Genomic DNA, 20,657 nt, shown 5'->3' on the forward strand with positions numbered 1-20,657 from the left:
CGCGCCGCCGTCAGGTGGCGGCGTGCTCGCCGACGCCGGCGGTGAGGTTGCGGCCGCTGCCGACGTCGAAGACGTGCATCTTCGAGGTGTCGACCCACAGCTCGGCCCGCTCGCCGGCCCGTACGCGCGCGGCGGCGTCGAGGCGTGCCGTCACCGTCGTGCCCTCACCGACCATGTCCTGGCCGGTGTCCTTCGCGAGGTCCTCGAGGTCGCCGGAGGTCACCTGCTCGCCCTGGACGGTGAAGTAGGCGTAGACGTCCGAGCCCATCGACTCGACGAGGTCGACCGGCACCGTGACGGTCGCGCCCGGCTTGTCGCCGACGAGCGAGGCGTCCTCGAAGTGCTCGGGACGCAGGCCGATGAGCACCTGCCTGCTCGTCGACTCCTGCACCGCCCGCCGCACGGGGTCCGGGACGGTGAGGTGGCCCAGGCCGGTCTGCAGCCGGTCGCCCTCGATCGTCGCCGGGAGGAAGTTCATCGACGGGCTGCCGATGAAGCCACCGACGAAGAGGTTGGTCGGGTGCTCGTAGAGCTCGGTGGGGGAGCCGACCTGCTGGACGATGCCGCCGCGCATGACGACGACCCGGTCGCCGAGGGTCATCGCCTCGGTCTGGTCGTGCGTCACGTAGACGGTCGTCGTCGCGAGGGCCTTCTGGATGCGCGAGACCTGCGTGCGCATCTGCACCCGCAGCTTGGCGTCGAGGTTGGAGAGCGGCTCGTCCATGAGGAAGGCCTTGGGGCTGCGGACGATCGCGCGGCCCATCGCGACGCGCTGGCGCTGCCCGCCGGAGAGGTTGGCCGGCTTGCGGTCGAGGTGTCCGGTCAGCTCGAGCATCTCGGCGGCCTCGCCGACCTTCTGGTCGATCGTCTTCTGGTCGACCTTCGCGAGGACCAGGGGGAAGGCCATGTTCTCGGCGACGGTCATGTGCGGGTAGAGCGCGTAGGACTGGAAGACCATCGCGATGTCGCGGTCCTTCGGCGCCTTGTCGTTGACGACCTGGCCGTCGATCCGCAGCTCGCCCTGGGTGATGTCCTCCAGGCCGGCGATCATGTTGAGGGTCGTGGACTTCCCGCAGCCCGAGGGCCCGACGAGGATGATGAACTCCCCGTCGCGGATCTCGAGGTTGAGGTCGTCGACGGCGAGGGCCCCGTCCGGGTACCGCTTGACGACGTGGTCGAGGACGATCTCTGCCATGGGGTGCTCCTTCGTGGTCCGGGTCGCGGGCGTCAGCCCTTGACCGCTCCCGAGGTGAGGCCGGCGACGATCCGCCGCTGGAAGAACAGGACGAACAGGACGATCGGGATGGTGATGACGACGGCGGCGGCCGCGATGGCCGCGGTGGGCTTCTCGAAGGTCGTCGCGCCGGTGAAGTACGACATCGCGGCGGGCACCGTGCGCGCCGAGTTCGTCGAGGTGAGCGAGATCGCGAAGAGGAAGTCGTTCCAGCAGGCGATGAAGACGAGGATCGCCGTCGTGAAGACCCCCGGGAGGGCGAGCGGGGCGATGACCCGCCGGAAGGCCTGGTAGGGCGTCGCACCGTCCATCTGGGCGGCCTTCTCGAGCTCCCACGGGATCTCGCGGAAGAACGCCGAGAGGGTGTAGATGCCCAGCGGCAGCGCGAAGGTGATGTACGGGAGGATCAGCCCGGGCCAGGTGTCGAAGATGCCGATCGCCGTCTCGATCTTGAACAGCGGTGTCACGAGGGCGATCTGGGGGAACATCGAGATGAGCAGCGAGGTCGCGACGATGGCCCGCTTGCCGGGGAAGTCCAGCCGCGCGATCGCGTAGGCCGCCATCGTCGCCAGCGTCAGCGCGATGCCGGTGGCGATGAGGCAGATGCCGATCGAGTTGACCAGCGCCCGGATGAAGTCGCTGTTCTGGAAGATGTCCTTGTAGGCGGTGGTGTCCGGGTTGAGCGGCAGGAACTTCCCGTCGTTGAGGGTGTCGCCGCCCTTGAGGGACAGCGAGATGATCCAGACGATCGGGACGAACGCGTAGACGAGGACGATCGCGTTGGCGACGCTCCAGCCGATGCGCCGCTGGGGGGTGATGGGGACTGCAGTCATCGGGACCCGCTCCCTCCCGGGGCCGCGGCCCCGAACAGCTTGACGAACAAGAAGGCGATGATCGCGGTGGTGATGAAGATGAGCACCGCCATCGTCGACCCGATGCCGAGGTTGAGCCCGCGGATCAGGTTGTTGTAGGCCACCATCGACACCGACGAGGTGTCGTTGCTGCCCCCCGTCAGCACGAAGATGTTGTCGAAGACGCGGAAGGCGTCGAGCGTGCGGAAGAGCAGCGCGACGAGGATCGACGGCTTGATGAGCGGCACCGTGACGCGCCAGAAGCGCTGCCACGCGCTGGCCCCGTCCATCGACGCCGCCTTGAGGAGGTCCTCGGGCACGAGCGCGAGACCGGCCATGAGGAGCAGCGCCATGAACGGCACCGTCTTCCAGACCTCGGCGAGGATGATGATCCAGATCGAGGGCCACTTGTCGGTCAGCGGCGCCGAGTCGCCGGCGAGCCAGCCGATGCCCTGCGTCCACGCGAAGCGCCACGAGAACGCGGCGACGACGGTGACGATGGCGTACGGCACGAGGGCCGAGGTGCGCACGAGCCCGCGGCCGACGAGCGTGCGGTGCATGACGAGGGCGAGCAGCATCCCGAGGACCAGCTCGGCCGCGGCGCCGATGACGGTGATGAACATCGTGATGCCGAAGGACTGCCACCAGATCGGGCTCGTGAGCACGGTCGCGTAGTTCGACAGGCCGACGAACTCGTTGGCGTCCGGCCGGCGCAGGTCGGCCTTGAAGAACGACAGGTAGATCGCGTAGGCGATCGGGTAGGCCGCGACGGCGAGCATGACGAGCACGGCCGGGGCGCAGAGGAGCAGGCCGAGGCGCTGCTCGGCGCGGCGCCCCTCGCTGGCGCGCTTGCGGGCGATGACCAGCCCCTCGTCGGGCTCGGGCGCGGCGACCGCCGGCGGCGTCTGCGTGGTCACGGGAGGATCCCCTTGCCGTCGATGGCGTCCTGGATCTCGGTGCGCAGCGTGTCGGCCGTGCGTTGCGGGTCGATCTGCGACGGCGGCGACAACGTCGACGACACGATCGTCGAGATGTTCTGGTAGAGAGGCGTCTTCGGCCGCGGGACGGCCGTCTCGAGCTCGGCGAGGATGTCCTCGTACATCGGGTAGGCCTCCTGGAACTTCGGGTCGTCGAAGACCTCCTGCAGCACCGGGACGTTGCCGGCGTCGAGGGCGCCGTTGAGCTCGGCCTCCGGGTTGCGCAGGCACATCGCCGCGTCGAAGGCGAGGTCCGGGTGCGTGCTGTAGGTGCTGATGGCGTAGTTCATCCCGCCGAGCGTGGCGCGGGCGGGCTCGCCCTCCTTGAACTGGGGGAGCTTGGTCCACCCGAGGTCGTCGGCGACCTCGGGGTTCGCCTCGCGCATCGCGGAGAGCATGTACGGCCAGTTCATCGCGAAGGCCGCCTGCCCGTTCTGCATCTGGGCGAAGACCTCCGGCTCCTGGCTGTTGGAGAGCGAGGCGCTCGCAAGGCCGTCGGTGGCGAGGCTCTTGAGGATGGTCAGCGCCTCGACCGTGCGCTCGTCGACGGTCGGCTTCGTGCTCTCCTCGTCGACGAGGGTGCCGCCGAGCGAGGAGAGGATCGTGTTGAAGCCCACGACGTAGCCCTCGTACTGCGCGGCGGTGAGGCCGATGACGTAGGGCTTGTCCTCCGTCTTCAGCTGCTGCGCCCGGTCGAGCACCTGCTGCCACGTCGTCGGCGGGTCGGGCACGAGCGACTTGCGGTACCAGAGCAGCTGGACGTTGGTCGTCCGCGGGATGCCGTAGAGCTTGTCCTTCCACGTCGCGGTGTCGACCGGCTGCTGGAGCACGCCGTCGGTGGCGGCCTTCGCCTGCTCACCCGTCAGCTCGCGGATCCAGCCCGCCTCGGCGAACTCGGCCGTCCACGTGACGTCCATCCCGAGCACGTCCATCCCGTCGTCGCGGGCCGCGAGCCGGCGGACGAACTGCTCGCGCTGGCTGTCGGCGTCGCTGGGGATGAGGTTGGGCTGGATGACGTAGCGACCCTGGGCGGCGGTGTTGCAGGCGTCGAGGATCTTGGTCCACCCCGCGTCCGAGGTGCTGCCGTAGACGTTGATGACGGGGGTGCCGCCCTCCCCGTCGCTGCAGGCGGCGAGCGCCGCCACCGAGACCGCGACCACCCCCAGCCCCGTGAGTCGTCGCAGTCGCATCGGCCCGTCTCCCTCCGTTGGGTGCCGTGACCGACGGTGACCTGGGTCACAGCCGGTCTGGCGACCCTAGGTGCCGGGGGCGCCCAGCACAACAGGAGGGAGGAGTCCGTGTCGCGGTCGTGACCTGTCAGGCCAGATGGAAGCGCTTGCGGCACACGGTGATCGTGACGAGTGACAGCGCTGCCACGGCCATGAAGTAGAACGCGGGGGCCGACAGGCTGCCCGTGCGGTCGATGAGGAGCGTGAAGATCGCGCCGGCGAACCCCCCGAAGACGAGCACGCCGAGGTTGTAGCCGACGGCCATCCCCGTGGTGCGGACGTTGGTCGGGAAGAGGTCGTGGTAGAGGCCCGGCAGGGGGCCGAAGTACGAGGCCATGACGGCGCCGAACACGACCTGGACGAGGGTGAGCACCGCGACCGTGGGGACCGCGACGAGCAGCTGGAAGAGCGGCCACGCGACGACGAGGCCGGCGACGGCCGCCACGGTCATGACGCGGGCCGGGCCGACGCGGTCGGCGAGCCGGCCGACGAACGGGGTGCCGACGAGCGTCACGAGCCCGGCGATCATCCCGCCGAGGAAGCCTGCGTACGTGGGCAGCTCGAGGCTCTTCACGGCGAAGGTCGGCATGTAGAGGATGAGGTAGACCGAGATGGAGGCGAGGGCGACGGCGCCGGCGGCCGCGAGCAGCCGGCCGAGGTGGGTGCTGACCGTGGAGGCGAGGGGGGAGTCGAGCTTCTCGGCGTGCTCGAAGTCGGCGGTCTCGTCCATCTTCCGGCGGATGTACCAGCCGACCGGGCCGATGAGCATCCCGACGAAGAACGGCACCCGCCAGCCCCACGTGTAGAGGGCGTCCCGCGAGAGGAAGGTCGTGAGCCCGAAGCCGAACGCCGAGGCGAGGAACATCGCCGCACCCTGCGTCGCGACCTGCCAGCTGCCGTAGAACGCGCGCCGGTCGGGCGCCGACTCGACGAGGAAGGTCGTCGAGGTGCCGAACTCGCCGCCGGCCGAGAAGCCCTGCACGAGACGGGAGGCGAGCAGCCACAGCCCGGCCGCGACCGGTCCGACGACCGCTGCCGTGGGGGCGACGGCCATGAGCCCGGTCCCGACCATCATCGTGAGGATGGTCATCGAGAGGGCGCGCTTGCGGCCGTGCCGGTCGGCCCAGCTGCCGATGACCGCGGCCCCGAGCGGGCGGATCAGGTAGGACACCGCGAAGGTGAGGAAGGTGAGCATCAGCGCGGCGAAGCCGGAGACCTCGGGGAAGAACAGCTCGCTGATGACCACGGCGAAGCTCGAGTAGACGATGATGTCGAACCACTCGAGGGCGTTGCCGATCGAGGACGCGACGACCGCCTTGCGGGCCTTGCGGACGGCTTCGGGAGACGGGTCCGCGGTGCCGTCGTGCGCTGTCGTGAGGTGCTGTTCGGTGCTGGCCATGACCTCGACCCTCGCACCGTGGTCGGGCCGATGGTGGCTCGGGGGCGCACGGGTTCCACGCGGTCCGCGATGCGGACGGGGTCGTGCGTGGGCTCCGCGGACGGCCGTCAGGAGACCGGACCGGCCACCCACACACCCTTCTCCGCGCAGGCCGCGGGGACGACGACACCGGCCACGTCGTGGTCGCCGCGCGCCGCGCCCGGCTCGAGGGCGACCCCGCCGCCGACCTCCATCGCGTCTCCCGGCGAGGCCGACGGTCGGCCCGGGACGGTGATCGTCAGGGCGCCGTCGGCGTCCACCACCCGGCCCGCGCCGGACCCGCACCCGACGAGCAGCGCAGCAGCGCACGCCGTGGCGAGCGGGCAGAGGAAGCGCCGGCCGACCATGACGGGATGGTGGCAGCGGGTCGAGCTGCCGTCCATCGGGTCGACGGTCGACAGCGTCCCGGGCCCGGCGTGTGCTCCGTCACCAGCTTCCCGCGACCATCGCCACCAGGAGGGCCAGGATCCCGTCCTCGACCAGTACGCGCCGTAGCCCTCTCATCGGCGGTAGCCGGTACTGCGCGGGAGGATCCTCCCCCCGGACCACGGCGGCCGCCGCCAGCACGGCGTGGGCCGCCCGGTCCGCCCGTGACGGAACCGCACGACGCTCGGCAAGCCTGGAGTTCGCCAAGCCTCCGAAGGACTGAGTGGTGCCGTCATCGAGGACGAACGTCAGGCCCTCCCGGGGAAGGACCTTCGCCCCGACGACATCCCTCAGGTCGATCCGTCGGACACGGACGAACACCAAGGACAGCGCATCGACACCGAGCACCATCCGCCACCGGAGCAGGACGACGGGTGTCAGCCCGACGAGGGTGGCGTCGGTGAGGGTGAAGACGACCACCTCGGACCGACCGAGCTCGCCGGTGGTCGCGAGCCAGGACGTCCCGACGAGGAAGGTCGAGGCCAGCACGATCCAGCCGAGTCGTGTGGCGATGCTGGGACGCCAGACGATGTCGCCCGGTCGTCCGCCTGCGCTCACCCGTCGAGCGTAGAGGTGGCTCCCGTCCTGCCGAGGGGAAACACGATTAGCGGGAGGTCGGGTGGTGGTGGAGGGTGCACCCCTCGGTGGCTCTCGCAGGGTGGGGTCCGGTCGCTGCACGGTGGACGACCGCCGTTCTTCACGGGCCGCCACGGCGCGCCCACCTGGCTCGAGGTCTGGGCCGGCTCCGACGGGACGGTCGTGCTCGCGCACGGCGACGTGGCCTGGGGCGACGTCCTCGACTGACGGAGCGACGTCGCCGGCCGTGCGTGAGGACCCCTTGTCGGTGGCTTCTCCTAGAGTGCGGAGCACAGGGAAGGGGGTGCGGCCGGTGGGCGCAATCGCTGTGCAGGACAGCGGGAGTGGTGCCGCTCCCTTCTCTGTGGTGGCCGCGTTCCGGGCGTCGCTCGCGGTGCTGGACGTAGACGCCGCGAGCGACCACGAGCGGGTCGCGCTCGTCGCCGAGCTCGAGCGGCTCAAGGCCGCGGCGGCGGCCTGCCAGGCCCGGGCGACCGACGCGCTGCGGCGCTCGCGCGAGGTCGCGGCGCCGCAGGACGTGGGCCGCTCGGTCGGCTCGGAGGTCGCGCTCGCGCGCCGGGAGTCCCCGAGCAGCGGCGACCGCCACGTCGGGCTGGCGCGGGCGCTCGTGCACGAGATGCCGTGTCTCATGGCCGCCCTCACGGACGGGGTGACGAGCGAGTGGGCCGCGGTCGAGGTCGTCCGGGAGACCGCGACGCTGACCCGAGAGGACCGCGCCGAGGTGGACCGCCGCATCGCCGATGCCCTGCCCCGCCTGGGCGCACGCGCTGCCGGACGGGCCGCGGCGCGGGTCGCGGCCGAGCTCGACGCCGCGTCCGTCGTCCGCCGGATGGAGGCCGCGGTGCGCAGCCGCCGCGTCAGCGTCCGCCCCGCCCCCGACGGCATGGCCTACCTCACCGTGCTCGGCCCCCTGCGCGAGGTCGTCGGGGCGCATGCCGCCCTCCTGCGCCGGGCCCGCAGCGTCGTCGGAGGCCAGTGCGAGGACGAGGCACCCGGGGGGCGCGGGGTCGGGGCCGTCAGCGCCGACACCGCCCTGAGCCTGCTCTCCGGGCGGACGCACGGGCAGGTCCAGCCCGTCGAGGTCCAGCTCGTCATGACCGACCGCGCCCTCCTGGGCACCGGCGACGCCGACCGCGGGGTCGACGAGCCCGCCCGCGTCCCCGGCCACGGGTCCGTGCCGGCGCCGGTCGCCCGCGCCTGGGTCCGCGACGCCGGGCCGGCCTCGGTGTGGCTGCGCCGGCTCTACACGGCGCCCGACGGGCGCGACCTCGTCGCGATGGACTCCCGCCGGCGCACCTTCCTCGGCGGCCTGCGCCGGATGCTCGTCCTGCGCGACGACGTCTGCACCACCCCGTACTGCGACGCACCCATCGTCCACGCCGACCACGCCCACGCCGACCACGCCCACGCCGGCCAGGACGGCGGACCCACGAGTGCGTCGAACGGCAACGGGAAGTGCCTGCGCTGCAACCTCGTCAAGGAAGCGCCCGGCTGGTCCGTGGCCGTCACCCGCGGGTCACCCCACGAGATCCTCACCCGCACCCCCGCCGGTCACAGCCACCGCTCGCTGGCGCCGCCCCTGCTCGGGTGGGGGAGCGAGACGCACCCGCCCCCCGACGCCGACCCGTCCCCAGAACCCGTGCTGCCGCCCGGCTCCGTCCTCGAGCGACAGGTCGACTGGTTCTTCACCAGCGCTGCGTGAGGCGACGATGTGCCTCAGCGCGCCGGGGCGCAGGACTCCGCTGCCTCGAGCACCTCGACGAGCCTGTGCCGCAAGGCGTTCGAGCGCTCGGTGAACGCCCGCTGGCGCAGCACGTACTCGGCCCGACCCTCGGGCGTCTCGATGCGCACCGGCTCGTGGCCGAGCTCGCGCAGGTCGTAGGGAGAGGCCTCCATGTCGAGGGCCCGGATGTCGCGCGCCAGGTCGAACGCGTCCGCGGTCAGGTCGCTCGGCACGAGCGGTGCGAGCTTGAACGCCCACTTGTAGACGTCCATCCCGGCGTGGAGGCAGCCCGGCTGCTCCTGCGCCGCCTGGTCCTCACGGGTGGGACGGAGCCGGTTGAGCGGGGCCGCGGTGTCGGTGAAGAAGCGGTACGCGTCGAAGTGCGAGCAGCGGACCGCGTGGCGCTCGACGACCTCGTCCGTCCCGCGCTGACCCAGGCGCAGCGGCCACCCGGTGTGCCGCACGTCGTCGGCCGACAGCCGGTGCACCATCGCCCACTCGTGCAGCCCGAAGCACCCCAGGTGCGGCGGCCGCGACAGCGTGGCCGACAGCAGGCCGCGGACGAAGTCGACGGTGGCGCCGCGCGACGCGAGGAAAGACCCCACGTCGAGCCGCACCGCGTCGCCGACGACCTCGTGGTGGCGCCACCCGGCGCGCTCCGTGGCGGCCGCCCCCTCGAGGAGGACCCCCGCCCCGGGGTGCCAGCGACGCAGCTTCGCGGGGGAGTGGTTGTAGTAGCGGAAGAGGAAGTCCTCGACGGGATGGACCCGACCGTCGCTGCGGCGCTCCCGGTGCCCGGCGGTGGCGGCGTCGACGCGCTCGGCGTGGTCCCGCTCGAGCGCGCGCCACTCCACCTCGGTCAGCACGACGGTCACCGCACCACGGTAGCCGCGACGGCGGGGCCCCCCGGGCACACCCGGGGCGCCCCGGGCGTTGGTCCCGGGTGAGGATGGAGGAGCGGCCGCCGGCCGCCCCACCAGCGTCCCGCCACCGACCCGCCACCGACCCGGAGGTCCGCCCGTGCGCCGCCCCGCGCTTCCCCTCGCCGCCCTCGCGGCGCTCGTCCTCCTCGGCGGGTGCACCATCGGCGGCTCCGAGCCCGACCCGGCGGCGCCGAGCACGCCGGCACCGACGTCGGCCGCCCCCTCCGCCTCGCCGTCGGCCTCCGCCTCCCGCAGCGCCGCCCCGGACGGCCCGGTCGCCCTCGCCCTCGGGGACTCCCTCGCCGCGGGCTACCAGCCCGGCGGTTCCGAGCGGCGCGACACCGCCTACCCGGCCCTCGCCGCGGCCCGGGTCTCGCAGGGCGGTGGCGAGCTCGGCGTCGAGAACCTCGCGTGCAGCGGCGAGACGACCGGCTCGCTCCTCGACGGCGGGCGCTGCGACTACGCCGAGGGCAGCCAGCTCGCCGCGGCCGAGGCGTTCCTGCGGGAGCGGGGCGCCGACGTGCGCATGGTCACCCTCGACATCGGCGGCAACGACCTCCTGCGCTGCGCGGCCCGCCTCGAGGTCGACGCGGCGTGCGCGCAGGAAGGCGTGCAGACCGTCGAGAAGAACCTCCCGACCATCCTCGAGCGCCTGCGCTCGGCGGCCGGGCCGGACGTGCCCGTGCTCGTCCTCGGCTACTACAACCCGTGGCTCGCCGCGTCCTACCTGGGCACCGGCGAGGCCCAGCTCGCCGCCGCGAAGACGGCCTACTCCGACCTCGACACCGCCATCGAGAAGGCGACCAAGGCCGCCGGCGGGCGCTTCGTCGGCCTCGACGCCGCCTTCGCGTTCGACGACGAGACCCCGACGACCTTCAACGGCCGCGAGGTGCCGACCAACGTCGCCCAGGTCTGCACCCTCACCTACATCTGCACGGCGTTCGACGTGCACCTGACCGACGAGGGCGCGGCCGTCGTCGGCCGGGTCGTCGCCGAGGCGGCCGAGAAGGCCGGGGTCTCCTGAGCCGGACGCCCGGTCGGTAGGCTCGCGCCATGCGCATCGCGAGGTTCACCACCGGGGACGACCCCGTCTACGGCCTGGTCGACGGGGCCGGCGAGAAGATCGCCGAGGTCACCGGCGACCCCCTCTACCAGCGGATCGAGCTGACCGGTGCCACGCACCGCGTCGAGGACGTGCGCCTGCTCGCGCCGGTCATCCCGCGCAGCAAGGTCATCGGCATCGGCAAGAACTACGCCGACCACGCGGCCGAGATGGGGACGGACGTGCCCGAGGAGCCGCTGATGTTCCTCATCCCCAACACCGCGGTCATCGGCCCCGGCGACCCCGTCGTGCTGCCGCCGCAGAGCAGCGAGGTCCACTACGAGGGCGAGCTGGCCGTCGTCATCGGCCGGGTGTGCAAGGACGTCGAGCCCGAGGACGCCCTCTCGGTCGTCTTCGGCTACACCTGCGCCGACGACGTCACCGCGCGCGACCTCCAGCGCTCCGACGGCCAGTGGGCCCGCGCCAAGGGCTTCGACACCTTCTGCCCTCTCGGGCCGTGGATCGAGACCGACCTCGACGTCGCGTCGCTGTCGGTCGTCACCCGACGCGACGACGAGGTCGTGCAGGACGGCACCACGAGCGACATGGTGCACGGCGTCGCCGCGCTCGTCTCCTACGCGTCCAAGGCGTTCACGCTGCTGCCGGGCGACGTCATCCTCACCGGCACCCCCGCGGGCGTCGGTCCGGTCGAGGCCGGCCAGCGGGTCGAGGTCGAGATCGAGGGGATCGGCGTCCTGTCCAACCCCTTCGTGCGTCACTGACCGGCGCGCGTTTCGCGCCGGGCGCGACGGGGCATGGTCGTCGGTGACGACGTACCGACCCCGAAGGAGCACCCCGTGAGCGAGCAGGACCGACCCGAGACCGCCGGTGACGACACCGTCGCCGACGCCGCCACCGAGGCCGCCCAGAACGTCGTCGACGAGGTGACGTCGTGGGAGTACAGCGGCGAGCGGGAGACCATCGAGGACGAGCTCGACCGTGGCCTCGACGAGGCCGGCGTCGCGCTGGACCCGGCCGAGCGCGAGCGGGTCGTCGACGAGATCGACGACCTCAAGGACGACGAGTCCGCCGGACCGCCCGACGTCACGGACGCCCGGCCCACCGAGCAGCCCTGAGGCTCAGCGGCGCTCGGTCAGGTGGACCGACCGGCCGCGGGGGCGGGAGTCATCGGTCGGCGGCGCAGCCACCACTCGCCGGCCACGACGTGCATCGACAGGCCGAGCCAGAACGCCACCCCGAAGGTCGCCCGCAGCGGCATCGTCGCGTCGCCCATCCCGAGCAGCCCGATCTCGACCCCGGTGAAGAGCCCCACCCAGAGGCGGATGGTCGCCACCCCGAGCCCGACGGCGAAGGCGCGCACCATCCAGCGCCGGTGGTCGGCGATGCGACGGGCCCGGACGGCGCGCAGCGCCAGGGAGAGGCACAGCACGAACCACGACCCGAAGACCAGGGTCGCGCTCGTCTCGGCGCCACCGCCCCAGGCGAACACGAACCCGAGGACCACGGCGAGGACACCGGAGACGAGCGCGCACGCGAGGAGCACCCGACCGAGCCGACGGTGCAGCCGCAGGTGCCCCGCCCGGAACCGCGCCGAGAGCTGCAACGGCGCCCCGAGCAGGTACGCGACCCCGGGCAGCATGTGTCCGTAGGCCAGCCAGGGGTGGGCGACGTAGAGTTCCGCGAGGTCGTCGTCGGGGACGGTGCCGTCGACGAGGTGCGGGACGTCGGTGAGGAGCCGGATCACGAAGAAGACGAGCACGACCGTCGTGAGCATCGCCACGAGGACCCCGACCGGCCGCACCCGCCGGTCCCCGCGCGGGCCGCTCCGGCCCGTCGTGTCATGTGCCACCCCCGCCATGGCGCGAGTCTGCGCCCGTCGGCTCCCGTGCGCCACCCCCGCCGCCACGTCACTACGCTGGCCCCATCATGAGCGAGCACACCCCCGCAGCCCCGCCGGCCGGCGACCTCCCCGGTCCCGTCCGCCTCCGCGTCGCCCCGTCCCCGACGGGCGACCCGCACGTCGGCACGGCGTACATGTCCCTCTTCAACCTCGCGTTCGCGCGCCAGCAGGGCGGTCGCTTCCTCCTGCGCATCGAGGACACCGACCGGGCGCGCTTCCGCGAGGACTCCGAGCAGCAGGTCTTCGACACGCTGCGCTGGCTCGGCCTCACGTGGGACGAGGGCCCGGACATCGGCGGCCCGTGCGCGCCCTACCGCCAGAGCGAGCGCCTGACGACCTACCGCCCCTACGTCGACCGGCTGCTCGCCGACGGCCACGCCTACCTGTGCTGGTGCTCGACCGAGCGCCTCGCCGCGATGCGCGAGGAGCAGCAGCGCCTCAAGCAGCCGACCGGCTACGACCGCCTCTGCGTCGGCAAGTCGGAGGAGGAGCGGCGCGCGCTGCCGGGCTTCTCCGAGACCCCGGTCGTGCGCCTCCTCGTCCCCGACGACGTCGAGCTCGAGTTCGACGACCTCATCCGCGGCCGGATGACCGCGCCGCGCCCGGACGACCAGGTCATCCTCAAGGCCGACGGCTACCCGACCTACCACCTCGCCGTCGTCGTCGACGACCACGAGATGGGCATCACCCACGTCGTGCGCGGCGAGGAGTGGGTCAGCTCGACCCCGAAGCACGTCCTGCTCTACCGCCGCCTCGGCCTCGAGCCGCCGCGCTTCGCGCACATGCCGCTGCTGCGCAACGAGAACAAGAGCAAGATCTCCAAGCGCAAGAACCCCGAGGCGCGCCTCACGTGGTTCCAGGAGGAGGGCTACCTGCCCGAGGCGCTCGTCAACTTCCTCGGGCTGCTGGCCTACCCGCCGGCGCAGGACGCCGAGGGCAACGACGTCGAGGTCTTCACCTTCGAGCAGTTCGCGCAGCGCTTCGACTGGTCGCTCGTCAACCCGGTCGGCCCGATCTTCGACCTCAAGAAGCTCGACTGGCTCAACGGCGTGCACATCCGCGGGCTCGCGCTCGGCGAGTTCGCCTCGCGCCTCCTGCCGTACCTGACCCGCGACGGGGTGCTCGGCGAGAACCCCTCGCTCGGTGAGCTCGCGCGCCTCGAGCAGGTGGCCGAGCTGATCCAGACGCGCATCGCGCACCTCACCGAGGCGACCGGGCTCGTCGCGCCCTTCTACGTCGCGGACGACGCCGTCGAGATCGCCGACGACGCCCGCGCGCAGCTCAAGGAGGACGCCGCCGCGACGCTCGACGCCGCCTCGGCCGCCCTCGCGGAGCTGCCGGCCGAGCACCACGGCGTCCTCGGGTCGGAGCCGACGTGGCGGGCGGAGTCCATCGAGGCCGCCCTGCGCGCCGCGCTCGTCGAGGGCCTGGGGCTCAAGCCGAAGTTCGCCTTCGGCCCGCTGCGCACGGCGGTGTCGGGGCAGCGGGTCAGCCCGCCCCTGTTCGAGTCGATGGAGATCCTCGGCAAGGACTCGACGCTGGCCCGCCTCGCGGCGCTGCGCGCGACGCTGTGAGCGCCGCGTGGGACGGCCTCGGCGTCGAGGCCGTCCTCCTCGACGCCGACGACACCCTCTACGACACCCGCTCGGCGATGCACCGCGCGGGCGCCGAGGCCGCCACGCGCCTGTGGCCGGACGCCGACCCCGAGCGGCTGGCCGCCGCCGGCGTGCGCTTCCGGGACGACTCGGAGGGGCACTTCGCCGCCTACACCCGCGGCGAGACCGACTTCGCGCAGATGCGCCGGGCCCGACTCGGTGAGCTCGCGGCCTGGCTCGGGCAGCCGGACGGCGAGTGGTCGGCGCCCTTCGACGCCGCCTACGAGCCGGCCTTCCTCGACGCGCTCGAGGCCTTCGACGACGCCCGTCCGGCGGTCGAGGCGCTGCGGGCGCAGGGGGTGCTCGTCGGTGTCCTCACGAACTCGGCGGGCGACTACACGCGCTCCAAGCTCGGGGCGGCGGGCCTGGACGACCTGTTCGACGTCGTGTGCAGCCGCGACACCCTCGGGTTCGGCAAGCCGGACCCGCGCGCCTTCCACGAGGCCGCCCGCCGGCTCGGGGCCGACCCGTCCCGCACCGGCTACGTCGGCGACGAGCTGACCACCGACCCGCTCGGTGCGGTCGGCGCCGGGATGCCCGCCGCCTGGCTCGTCCGCGACGGCGAGCCGGGGGAGCGGGAGCTGCGGATGGTCGCGCAGCACGGTGTGCCGGTGGTGCGTTCGCTCGCCGAGATCGCCGGTCTGCGGGGGTCCTGACCCCCGCGATTTGGGTCGGGGGAGGTGGGCCGGTAACATCCTCTCTCGGTTCGCCGCACGGTCGGCCCGCTCGCGGGAGGTCGGACGGTATACCCCATGGGGTATGGTGTAATTGGCAACACTGGTGATTCTGGTTCATCCGTTCTAGGTTCGAGTCCTGGTACCCCAGCCAGTCGCCCCCGGCTTCGGCCGGAGGCGATTTCGGAGAAAGCCCTGCTGTTCGGTAAGGTTTCTCCTCGTTGCCCGGACCGCCTCACGGCGGGACGGACGACTCCGAGGCCCCGTTGTGTAGTGGCCTAGCACGCCGCCCTCTCAAGGCGGTAGCGCGGGTTCGAATCCCGTCGGGGCTACCTCGAGCGAAGGCCCGGTCCATCACGGACCGGGCCTTCGTCGTGTAGCCGGGGGAGGGGGCTCAGGGTCCCTCCGGCGTGGCCTCGCGCTGGCGCCGGCTGCTCACGGCCTCCTGGGCCAGGCGCCGCAGCGCGACGAGCACCGGGTCGCCGAGGACGGTCCCCACGACGACGATGCGCATCGCCTCGGCCGGGCCGCGCGCGGCGAGCGCGAGGTCGACGTCGGCCTCCGCGACGAGCGCCATCCCCTCCGCGTACCGCCGTAGGGTGCCGGCGTCGAGCGGCACGCCGGCCGCTCGGGCCGCCGCCACCGCGTCGCTGAGGGCGCCGAGGGCCGGCGCCCCCGACCAGGCGCACCAGCCGAGCTCCTCGAGCAGGGCGGTGACCTCGGGGTCGACCGCCTCGCGCGGCGCAGGGGTCGGGATGACGGCCGCGGCGGCCCCGAGCAGGTCGTGGCGCGACGGGGGAGGGGAGGTCAGGGCGACGACGATGTCGCGCACCCCGCTGAGCGCGACGCCCCCGTGCTCGACGAGCGCCCGGACCAGGCGCACCCGCTCGACGTGCTCGTCGTCGTAGTCGGCGGAGGTGCGGCTCGTCGCGCGGCCCGGCTGCAGGACCCCCTCGCGCAGGTAGAACTTCAGCGTGTGCACCGGGACGCCGGTCGCCTCCGCCAGCTCGGAGATGCGCACTCCTGCTCCCTTCCTCTTGACACCGGATAGTGCCACTGTCCACCATGGTGCCACCAGACAGTCGCACTATCCAGTCAAGGAGCCCCCATGGACCGCGTGACCCACGCCTACGACGGCCCCCTCACCGTCTTCCTCATCGGCCTGCGCGTCCACCGCCCGTGGCGGGTCGGCATCGTGCGCCAGGCAGCGAGCGCGATGCCCCGGATGATCGTCGAGCTGGAGCGCAACAAGGCCGCGGCCGAGGCCGGCGAGGCGGAGTCGCTCGGCTACCTCGGGAGCCGCTCGACCGTGCACCTCATGGCGACGACGATGGTCCAGTGGTGGCGCAGCACCGAGGAGCTCTACGCGTACGCCAACGCGGCCGACCACCTCCACCGCCCGGCGTGGACGGAGTTCTACGCGGTCGCGAAGAAGGACCCGGCCGCCGTCACCATCTGGCACGAGACCTACGAGGTGCAGCCGCACGGCGCCGAGAGCGTCTACGCCGGCCCGAAGCCGTTCGGCCTGGCGAAGGTGGCCGGCGTGCTGCCGGTCGGGCGTCGTGGGCAGACCGCACGCCAGCGGCTGGGCGGCACGTTGACCTGACGGCTCCTGACCTGACGGCTCAGGCCACCGCCACCCGGGCGCTCGCGGCCAGCGCGCAGACGCGCGCGTCGAGCCGGGCGTCCCCGGTCGCGGCGTGCACCAGCCAGGCGGTGCGCAGGTCCTCGAGCGTCGGCCAGCGGTTCTCCCAGGTCACGAGGCGCTCGGCGAGCAGGTCGAACACGTCGTCGCAGAGGGTCGGCGCGAAGACGATGACGGGCGTGCGGGCCCGGGTGAGCGCGGCCGCCCGCCTTGCCGCCACGACCCCGCCCCCGACGACGAGCGCCGGGCGGTCCGGGCGCGGGAAGGCGAGCAGCCGGGTGCGGTCACGGGCGATGCGCGAGGCGGCGGTCGGGGTCACGGGCGCTCCTCCTGCTGGGCGGGTGCGCCCCAGCCTCGCCCGCGGATGTTGCCCCGGCGCGCGCCGCGTGTGACATCCGTGTTGCGTCGGGCCACCCGCGCTCAGGCGTTGTTCTGGACGTCCTGCTGCGCCGCGTGCCGCGCGAGGACCTCGCTCAGCTTGTTGGCGCCGGCCATGACGGTGGCCGCGTGCAGCCGCCCGGGCTGGCGCGAGAGCCGCTCGATGGGGCCGGAGATCGAGACGGCGGCGATGACCCGGCCGGAGGGGGAGCGGACCGGCGCCGAGACCGATGCGACGCCCGGCTCGCGCTCGCCGACGCTCTGCGCCCACCCACGCCGGCGCACGCCCGAGAGCGCCGTCGCCGTGAAGGCCGCGCCCTGGAGGCCGCGGTGCAGCCGGTCCGGCTCCTCCCACGCGAGGAGGATCTGCGCGGCCGAGCCGGCGCGCATCGAGAGCGTCGCGCCGATCGGGATGGAGTCGCGCAGGCCGACGGGCCGCTCGGCCGCCGAGACGCAGACGCGGTACTCGCCCTGGCGGCGGAAGAGCTGGGCCGACTCGTTCGTGTGGTCGCGCAGCGCGCCGAGGACCGGGCCGGCCGCCGCGAGCAGGCGGTCCTCGCCGGCGGCGGCCGCGAGCTCGCCGAGGCGCGGGCCGAGCACGAAGCGCCCCTGGAGGTCGCGGGTCACGAGCCGGTGGTGCTCGAGCGCGACCGCCAGCCGGTGAGCCGTCGGTCGGGCCAGGCCGGTGGCCGTCACGAGCTGGGCGAGCGTCGACGGGCCCGCCTCGAGCGCGGACAGCACGACGGCTGCCTTGTCGAGCACTCCGACCCCACTGCTGTTGTCCATGTCTTGATATTGCAGTCTCATTCGATGAGACGCAAGTCCATCCGCGACATCCCCGTGCGAATCTCGGGACGACGGCGACGGCGCGGTGCCGCGATCGCCGCCGACGACCCCGCGGCCGACCGCCGCGGTCACGTGGACGAGAGGTGAGTGGGATGGCCGGAACCCTGGCCGAGAAGGTGTGGGAGCAGCACGTCGTGCGACGGGGCGACGGGGAGCCCGACCTCCTCTACATCGACCTCCACCTCCTCCACGAGGTGACGAGCCCGCAGGCGTTCGACGGGCTGCGGCTCGCCGGCCGCCCGGTGCGCCGCCCCGACCTCACCCTCGCCACCGAGGACCACAACGTCCCGACGACGCCCGGCCCGATCACGGACCCGGTCAGCCGCACCCAGGTCGAGACCCTGCGCCGCAACTGCGAGGAGTTCGGCGTCACGCTCTACCCGATGGGCGACGCCGAGCAGGGCATCGTCCACGTCGTCGGGCCGCAGCTGGGCCTCACCCAGCCGGGCATGACGATCGTCTGCGGCGACAGCCACACCTCGACGCACGGCGCCTTCGGGGCGCTGGCCTTCGGCATCGGCACCTCCGAGGTCGAGCACGTCCTCGCGACGCAGACCCTGCCGCTCAAGCCGTTCCGCACGATGGCCGTGACCGTCGAGGGCGAGCTCTCGCCGGGGGTCACCGCCAAGGACGTCGTCCTCGCCGTCATCGCGAAGATCGGCACCGGCGGCGGCCAGGGGTACGTCATCGAGTACCGCGGCAGCGCCATCCGCGCCCTCTCGATGGAGGCCCGGATGACCGTCTGCAACATGTCGATCGAGGCCGGCGCCCGCGCGGGGATGATCGCCCCCGACGAGACCACCTTCGAGTACGTCCGCGGGCGCGACCACGCCCCGACCGGCGCCGACTGGGACGCCGCGGTCGAGGCCTGGCGCGAGCTGCGCAGCGACGACGACGCCGAGTTCGACGCCGAGGTCGTCCTCGACGCCGCGAGCCTCACCCCCTTCGTCACGTGGGGCACCAACCCCGGCCAGGGCAGCCCCCTCGGCGAGGCGGTCCCGGACCCCGAGTCGATGGGCGACGACAACGACAAGGTCGCGGCCCGCCGCGCGCTCGAGTACATGGGCCTGCAGGCCGGGACGCCGCTGCGCGAGATCCACGTCGACACCGTGTTCGTCGGGTCGTGCACCAACGGCCGGATCGAGGACCTGCGCGCCGCGGCCGAGGTCATCGAGGGCCGTCACGTGGCCGACGGGGTGCGCATGCTCGTCGTGCCCGGCTCGGCCCGCGTGCGCCTCCAGGCCGAGGCCGAAGGGCTGCACGAGGTCTTCACCGCCGCCGGCGCCGAGTGGCGCCTGCCCGGCTGCTCGATGTGCCTGGGGATGAACCCCGACCAGCTGGCGCCGGGGGAGCGCAGCGCCTCGACCTCGAACCGCAACTTCGAGGGTCGCCAGGGCAAGGGCGGTCGCACGCACCTCGTGAGCCCGCTCGTCGCCGCCGCCACCGCCGTGCGCGGCACCCTGTCGAGCCCTGCCGACCTCGAGCCCGTGGAGGCGAACGCCTGATGGAGAAGTTCACGACGCACACCGGCATCGGTGTCCCGCTGCGCCGCAGCAACGTCGACACCGACCAGATCATCCCGGCGGTCTACCTCAAGCGGGTGACGCGCTCGGGCTTCGAGGACGGCCTGTTCGCCGCCTGGCGGGCCGACGAGACCTTCGTCCTCAACGACCCGACCTTCGCCGCGGGGTCGGTGCTCGTCGCCGGGCCCGACTTCGGCACCGGCTCCTCGCGGGAGCACGCGGTGTGGGCCCTCATGAACTACGGCTTCCGGGTGGTCATCTCCTCGCGCTTCGCCGACATCTTCCGCGGCAACAGCGGCAAGCAGGGCCTCCTGACGGCGCAGTGCTCCCAGGACGACGTCGAGCTGCTCTGGAAGCTCCTCGAGAACGAGCCCGGCACCTCCGTGACGGTCGACCTCGAGACGCGCACGGTGACGGCCGGCGACCTCGTGGCCTCCTTCGAGGTCGACGAGTACACGCGCTGGCGGCTCCTCGAGGGCCTGGACGACATCAGCCTCTCGCTGCGCCACGAGGGGGACATCACGACCTTCGAGGCAATTCGTCCGTCGTGGAAGCCCAAGGTCACCGCCTGACGGGTTTCGTACTCCCACAACCTTTTCCGGGCAGGAAGCATCCACCGGGGCACTCCGCGCGAGTGCCCCGGTGGTGTGTGTGGGGCTGCTGTGACGACCGGCCCGGCGCCAAACCGTCTGTCGCGCAACCAGAACACGCCGAGAGAGTGGTGGACGTGCCTCTCCGGCAGGCATACCGTCAGACCAAGGTCGGCGAGCCCCGACCCCCACGTCCCAGCGTCGAGGCGTCCGCCCGGCGCCGACCGATGGAGGATCCACCGTGAACAAGGCAGACATCGTCAAGGAGCTCGAAAAGGCCCTCGGCAGCCGCAAGCTCGCGAACGACGCGCTGGACACCGTGCTCGACACGATCGTCCGTGAGGTCACCCGGGGCGGCAAGGTCGCGATCACCGGCTTCGGCACCTTCGACCGTGCGGAGCGCGCCGCCCGCACCGGTCGCAACCCGCACACCGGTACCTCGGTGCGCATCCCCAAGAGCAAGGCCCCCCGCTTCCGCCCGGGCACCGCGTTCAAGGACTACGTCCGCAAGCCCAGCTCGCTGCCCAAGGGCGTCACGGCGACCGGTCGTGCCGCCGCCGGCAGCACGACGGCCGTCGCTGCCGCCCCGGCCAAGAAGACCACCGCCAAGAAGACCGCGAAGACGGCGGCGAAGAAGACGGCGACCAAGGCCGCGCCCGCGAAGACCGCCGCGAAGAAGACGGCGACCAAGGCGGCTGCCCCGGCCAAGAGCGCGGCCAAGAAGGTCGCGACGAAGGCGGCGCCGGCGAAGACCGCGGCGAAGAAGACCACGACGAAGGCGGCTGCCCCGGCGAAGACCGCGGCGAAGAAGGTCGCGACGAAGGCGGCGCCGGCGAAGACCGCGGCGAAGAAGACCACGACGAAGGCGGCTGCCCCGGCGAAGACCGCGGCCAGGAAGACCGCCACCAAGGCCGCACCCGCGAAGACCGCCGCGAAGAAGGCCCCCGCGAAGAAGGCCCCGGCCAAGAAGGCCGCGAAGCGCTGA

Annotated in this window: 22 protein-coding genes and 2 tRNA genes; 12 read left to right on the plus strand and 12 right to left on the minus strand. The window is 72.8% G+C overall.

The window, feature by feature from the left end; genetic code table 11:
* Positions 1 to 10: 10 nt before the first annotated feature.
* The 7 genes from HL663_RS09765 to HL663_RS09795 form a co-directional block, all read right to left on the minus strand.
* A complete protein-coding gene (locus HL663_RS09765; protein WP_173028209.1) occupies positions 11 to 1,195 on the minus strand; it encodes an ABC transporter ATP-binding protein in 1,185 nt (394 codons plus the stop codon).
* A gap of 32 nt (positions 1,196 to 1,227) precedes the next feature.
* The gene (locus HL663_RS09770) at positions 1,228 to 2,067 is read right to left on the minus strand and encodes a carbohydrate ABC transporter permease (RefSeq protein WP_173028210.1); all 840 of its coding nucleotides are present in this window, start codon (positions 2,065 to 2,067) and stop codon (positions 1,228 to 1,230) included.
* A complete protein-coding gene (locus HL663_RS09775) occupies positions 2,064 to 3,002 on the minus strand; it encodes a carbohydrate ABC transporter permease (protein WP_286175526.1) in 939 nt (312 codons plus the stop codon). The genes HL663_RS09770 and HL663_RS09775 overlap by 4 nt, the downstream gene beginning before the upstream one ends.
* Positions 2,999 to 4,252 (minus strand): ABC transporter substrate-binding protein, encoded by a 1,254-nt coding sequence (locus tag HL663_RS09780; protein ID WP_173028211.1) that lies wholly within the window; start codon positions 4,250 to 4,252, stop codon positions 2,999 to 3,001. Before HL663_RS09780 ends, HL663_RS09775 begins: the two co-directional genes overlap by 4 nt.
* 127 nt (positions 4,253 to 4,379) lie before the next feature.
* A complete protein-coding gene (locus HL663_RS09785; RefSeq protein WP_173028212.1) occupies positions 4,380 to 5,690 on the minus strand; it encodes an MFS transporter in 1,311 nt (436 codons plus the stop codon).
* A gap of 107 nt (positions 5,691 to 5,797) precedes the next feature.
* Complete coding sequence (locus HL663_RS09790) at positions 5,798 to 6,112, minus strand: hypothetical protein (RefSeq protein ID WP_173028213.1); 315 nt, start codon at positions 6,110 to 6,112, stop codon at positions 5,798 to 5,800.
* Between the two features lie 43 nt (positions 6,113 to 6,155).
* Positions 6,156 to 6,713, minus strand: coding sequence for a hypothetical protein (locus HL663_RS09795; RefSeq protein WP_173028214.1), 558 nt, complete (start codon positions 6,711 to 6,713; stop codon positions 6,156 to 6,158).
* A gap of 385 nt (positions 6,714 to 7,098) precedes the next feature.
* Between HL663_RS09795 and HL663_RS09800 the strand changes: the two genes are divergently transcribed.
* Positions 7,099 to 8,454, plus strand: coding sequence for a 13E12 repeat family protein (locus tag HL663_RS09800; RefSeq protein WP_173028215.1), 1,356 nt, complete (start codon positions 7,099 to 7,101; stop codon positions 8,452 to 8,454).
* 14 nt (positions 8,455 to 8,468) lie between these two features.
* On the opposite strand, the gene HL663_RS09805 is transcribed toward HL663_RS09800, so the two are convergent.
* Entirely contained in the window at positions 8,469 to 9,350 is an 882-nt protein-coding gene (locus HL663_RS09805) for a 3-methyladenine DNA glycosylase (RefSeq protein WP_286175527.1), read from the minus strand.
* 145 nt (positions 9,351 to 9,495) lie between these two features.
* Here HL663_RS09805 and HL663_RS09810 point away from each other — a divergent pair, with 145 nt between their 5' ends.
* The 3 genes from HL663_RS09810 (at position 9,496) to HL663_RS09820 (ending at position 11,576) form a co-directional block, all read left to right on the plus strand.
* Positions 9,496 to 10,422 carry an SGNH/GDSL hydrolase family protein gene (locus HL663_RS09810; protein WP_173028216.1) on the plus strand — a complete coding sequence of 309 codons (927 nt, stop codon included), beginning with the start codon at positions 9,496 to 9,498 and terminating at the stop codon, positions 10,420 to 10,422.
* Between the two features lie 29 nt (positions 10,423 to 10,451).
* A complete protein-coding gene (locus HL663_RS09815) occupies positions 10,452 to 11,222 on the plus strand; it encodes a fumarylacetoacetate hydrolase family protein (protein WP_173028217.1) in 771 nt (256 codons plus the stop codon).
* A gap of 75 nt (positions 11,223 to 11,297) precedes the next feature.
* Complete coding sequence (locus tag HL663_RS09820) at positions 11,298 to 11,576, plus strand: hypothetical protein (RefSeq protein WP_173028218.1); 279 nt, start codon at positions 11,298 to 11,300, stop codon at positions 11,574 to 11,576.
* Positions 11,577 to 11,593: 17 nt separating this feature from the next.
* Here the strand turns inward: HL663_RS09820 and HL663_RS09825 are convergent, their stop codons facing one another.
* Entirely contained in the window at positions 11,594 to 12,319 is a 726-nt protein-coding gene (locus tag HL663_RS09825) for a DUF2306 domain-containing protein (RefSeq protein ID WP_173028219.1), read from the minus strand.
* Between the two features lie 68 nt (positions 12,320 to 12,387).
* Between HL663_RS09825 and gltX the strand changes: the two genes are divergently transcribed.
* From gltX to HL663_RS09845, 4 genes are all read left to right on the plus strand, one after another.
* The gene (gene gltX / locus HL663_RS09830) at positions 12,388 to 13,935 is read left to right on the plus strand and encodes a glutamate--tRNA ligase (protein ID WP_173028220.1); all 1,548 of its coding nucleotides are present in this window, start codon (positions 12,388 to 12,390) and stop codon (positions 13,933 to 13,935) included.
* The gene (locus HL663_RS09835; protein ID WP_173028221.1) at positions 13,932 to 14,672 is read left to right on the plus strand and encodes an HAD family hydrolase; all 741 of its coding nucleotides are present in this window, start codon (positions 13,932 to 13,934) and stop codon (positions 14,670 to 14,672) included. The genes gltX and HL663_RS09835 overlap by 4 nt, the downstream gene beginning before the upstream one ends.
* A gap of 97 nt (positions 14,673 to 14,769) precedes the next feature.
* Positions 14,770 to 14,844, plus strand: a tRNA-Gln gene (locus HL663_RS09840).
* Positions 14,845 to 14,949: 105 nt separating this feature from the next.
* Positions 14,950 to 15,022 (plus strand) — tRNA-Glu (locus HL663_RS09845).
* A 62-nt stretch (positions 15,023 to 15,084) separates the two neighbouring features.
* Here the strand turns inward: HL663_RS09845 and HL663_RS09850 are convergent.
* Entirely contained in the window at positions 15,085 to 15,711 is a 627-nt protein-coding gene (locus HL663_RS09850; protein WP_173028222.1) for a MerR family transcriptional regulator, read from the minus strand.
* 87 nt (positions 15,712 to 15,798) lie between these two features.
* On the opposite strand from HL663_RS09850, the gene HL663_RS09855 reads away from it, so the two are divergent.
* The gene (locus tag HL663_RS09855; RefSeq protein WP_173028223.1) at positions 15,799 to 16,296 is read left to right on the plus strand and encodes a monooxygenase family protein; all 498 of its coding nucleotides are present in this window, start codon (positions 15,799 to 15,801) and stop codon (positions 16,294 to 16,296) included.
* Positions 16,297 to 16,315: 19 nt separating this feature from the next.
* Here the strand turns inward: HL663_RS09855 and HL663_RS09860 are convergent, their stop codons facing one another.
* Both HL663_RS09860 and HL663_RS09865 read right to left on the minus strand, forming a co-directional pair.
* A complete protein-coding gene (locus tag HL663_RS09860) occupies positions 16,316 to 16,654 on the minus strand; it encodes an NAD(P)-dependent oxidoreductase (protein WP_173028224.1) in 339 nt (112 codons plus the stop codon).
* Positions 16,655 to 16,755: 101 nt separating this feature from the next.
* Positions 16,756 to 17,499, minus strand: coding sequence for an IclR family transcriptional regulator (locus HL663_RS09865; protein ID WP_173028225.1), 744 nt, complete (start codon positions 17,497 to 17,499; stop codon positions 16,756 to 16,758).
* Between the two features lie 152 nt (positions 17,500 to 17,651).
* Here HL663_RS09865 and leuC point away from each other — a divergent pair, with 152 nt between their 5' ends.
* The 3 genes from leuC to HL663_RS09880 all read left to right on the plus strand — a co-directional run bounded on the left by leuC (position 17,652) and on the right by HL663_RS09880 (position 20,657).
* Complete coding sequence (leuC, locus tag HL663_RS09870) at positions 17,652 to 19,064, plus strand: 3-isopropylmalate dehydratase large subunit (RefSeq protein ID WP_173028226.1); 1,413 nt, start codon at positions 17,652 to 17,654, stop codon at positions 19,062 to 19,064.
* Positions 19,064 to 19,654, plus strand: a complete 591-nt coding sequence (gene leuD, locus HL663_RS09875) for a 3-isopropylmalate dehydratase small subunit (protein WP_173028227.1) — start codon at positions 19,064 to 19,066, stop codon at positions 19,652 to 19,654. Before leuC ends, leuD begins: the two co-directional genes overlap by 1 nt.
* 259 nt (positions 19,655 to 19,913) lie before the next feature.
* Positions 19,914 to 20,657, plus strand: a complete 744-nt coding sequence (locus HL663_RS09880; RefSeq protein WP_173028228.1) for an HU family DNA-binding protein — start codon at positions 19,914 to 19,916, stop codon at positions 20,655 to 20,657.

The organism is Arthrobacter sp. NEB 688 (assembly GCF_013201035.1).
Classification (GTDB): Bacteria; Actinomycetota; Actinomycetes; order Actinomycetales; family Dermatophilaceae; genus Phycicoccus.

Coding starts and splice junctions, on each gene's coding strand:
- HL663_RS09765 (WP_173028209.1), bottom strand. CDS start 1,195: ATGGCAGAGATCGTCCTCGACCACGTCGTCAAGCGGTACCCGGACGGG.
- HL663_RS09770 (WP_173028210.1), bottom strand. CDS start 2,067: ATGACTGCAGTCCCCATCACCCCCCAGCGGCGCATCGGCTGGAGCGTC.
- HL663_RS09790 (WP_173028213.1), bottom strand. CDS start 6,112: ATGGACGGCAGCTCGACCCGCTGCCACCATCCCGTCATGGTCGGCCGG.
- HL663_RS09780 (WP_173028211.1), bottom strand. CDS start 4,252: ATGCGACTGCGACGACTCACGGGGCTGGGGGTGGTCGCGGTCTCGGTG.
- HL663_RS09855 (WP_173028223.1), top strand. CDS start 15,799: ATGGACCGCGTGACCCACGCCTACGACGGCCCCCTCACCGTCTTCCTC.
- gltX (WP_173028220.1), top strand. CDS start 12,388: ATGAGCGAGCACACCCCCGCAGCCCCGCCGGCCGGCGACCTCCCCGGT.
- HL663_RS09865 (WP_173028225.1), bottom strand. CDS start 17,499: ATGGACAACAGCAGTGGGGTCGGAGTGCTCGACAAGGCAGCCGTCGTG.
- HL663_RS09785 (WP_173028212.1), bottom strand. CDS start 5,690: ATGGCCAGCACCGAACAGCACCTCACGACAGCGCACGACGGCACCGCG.
- HL663_RS09815 (WP_173028217.1), top strand. CDS start 10,452: ATGCGCATCGCGAGGTTCACCACCGGGGACGACCCCGTCTACGGCCTG.
- leuC (WP_173028226.1), top strand. CDS start 17,652: ATGGCCGGAACCCTGGCCGAGAAGGTGTGGGAGCAGCACGTCGTGCGA.
- leuD (WP_173028227.1), top strand. CDS start 19,064: ATGGAGAAGTTCACGACGCACACCGGCATCGGTGTCCCGCTGCGCCGC.
- HL663_RS09825 (WP_173028219.1), bottom strand. CDS start 12,319: ATGGCGGGGGTGGCACATGACACGACGGGCCGGAGCGGCCCGCGCGGG.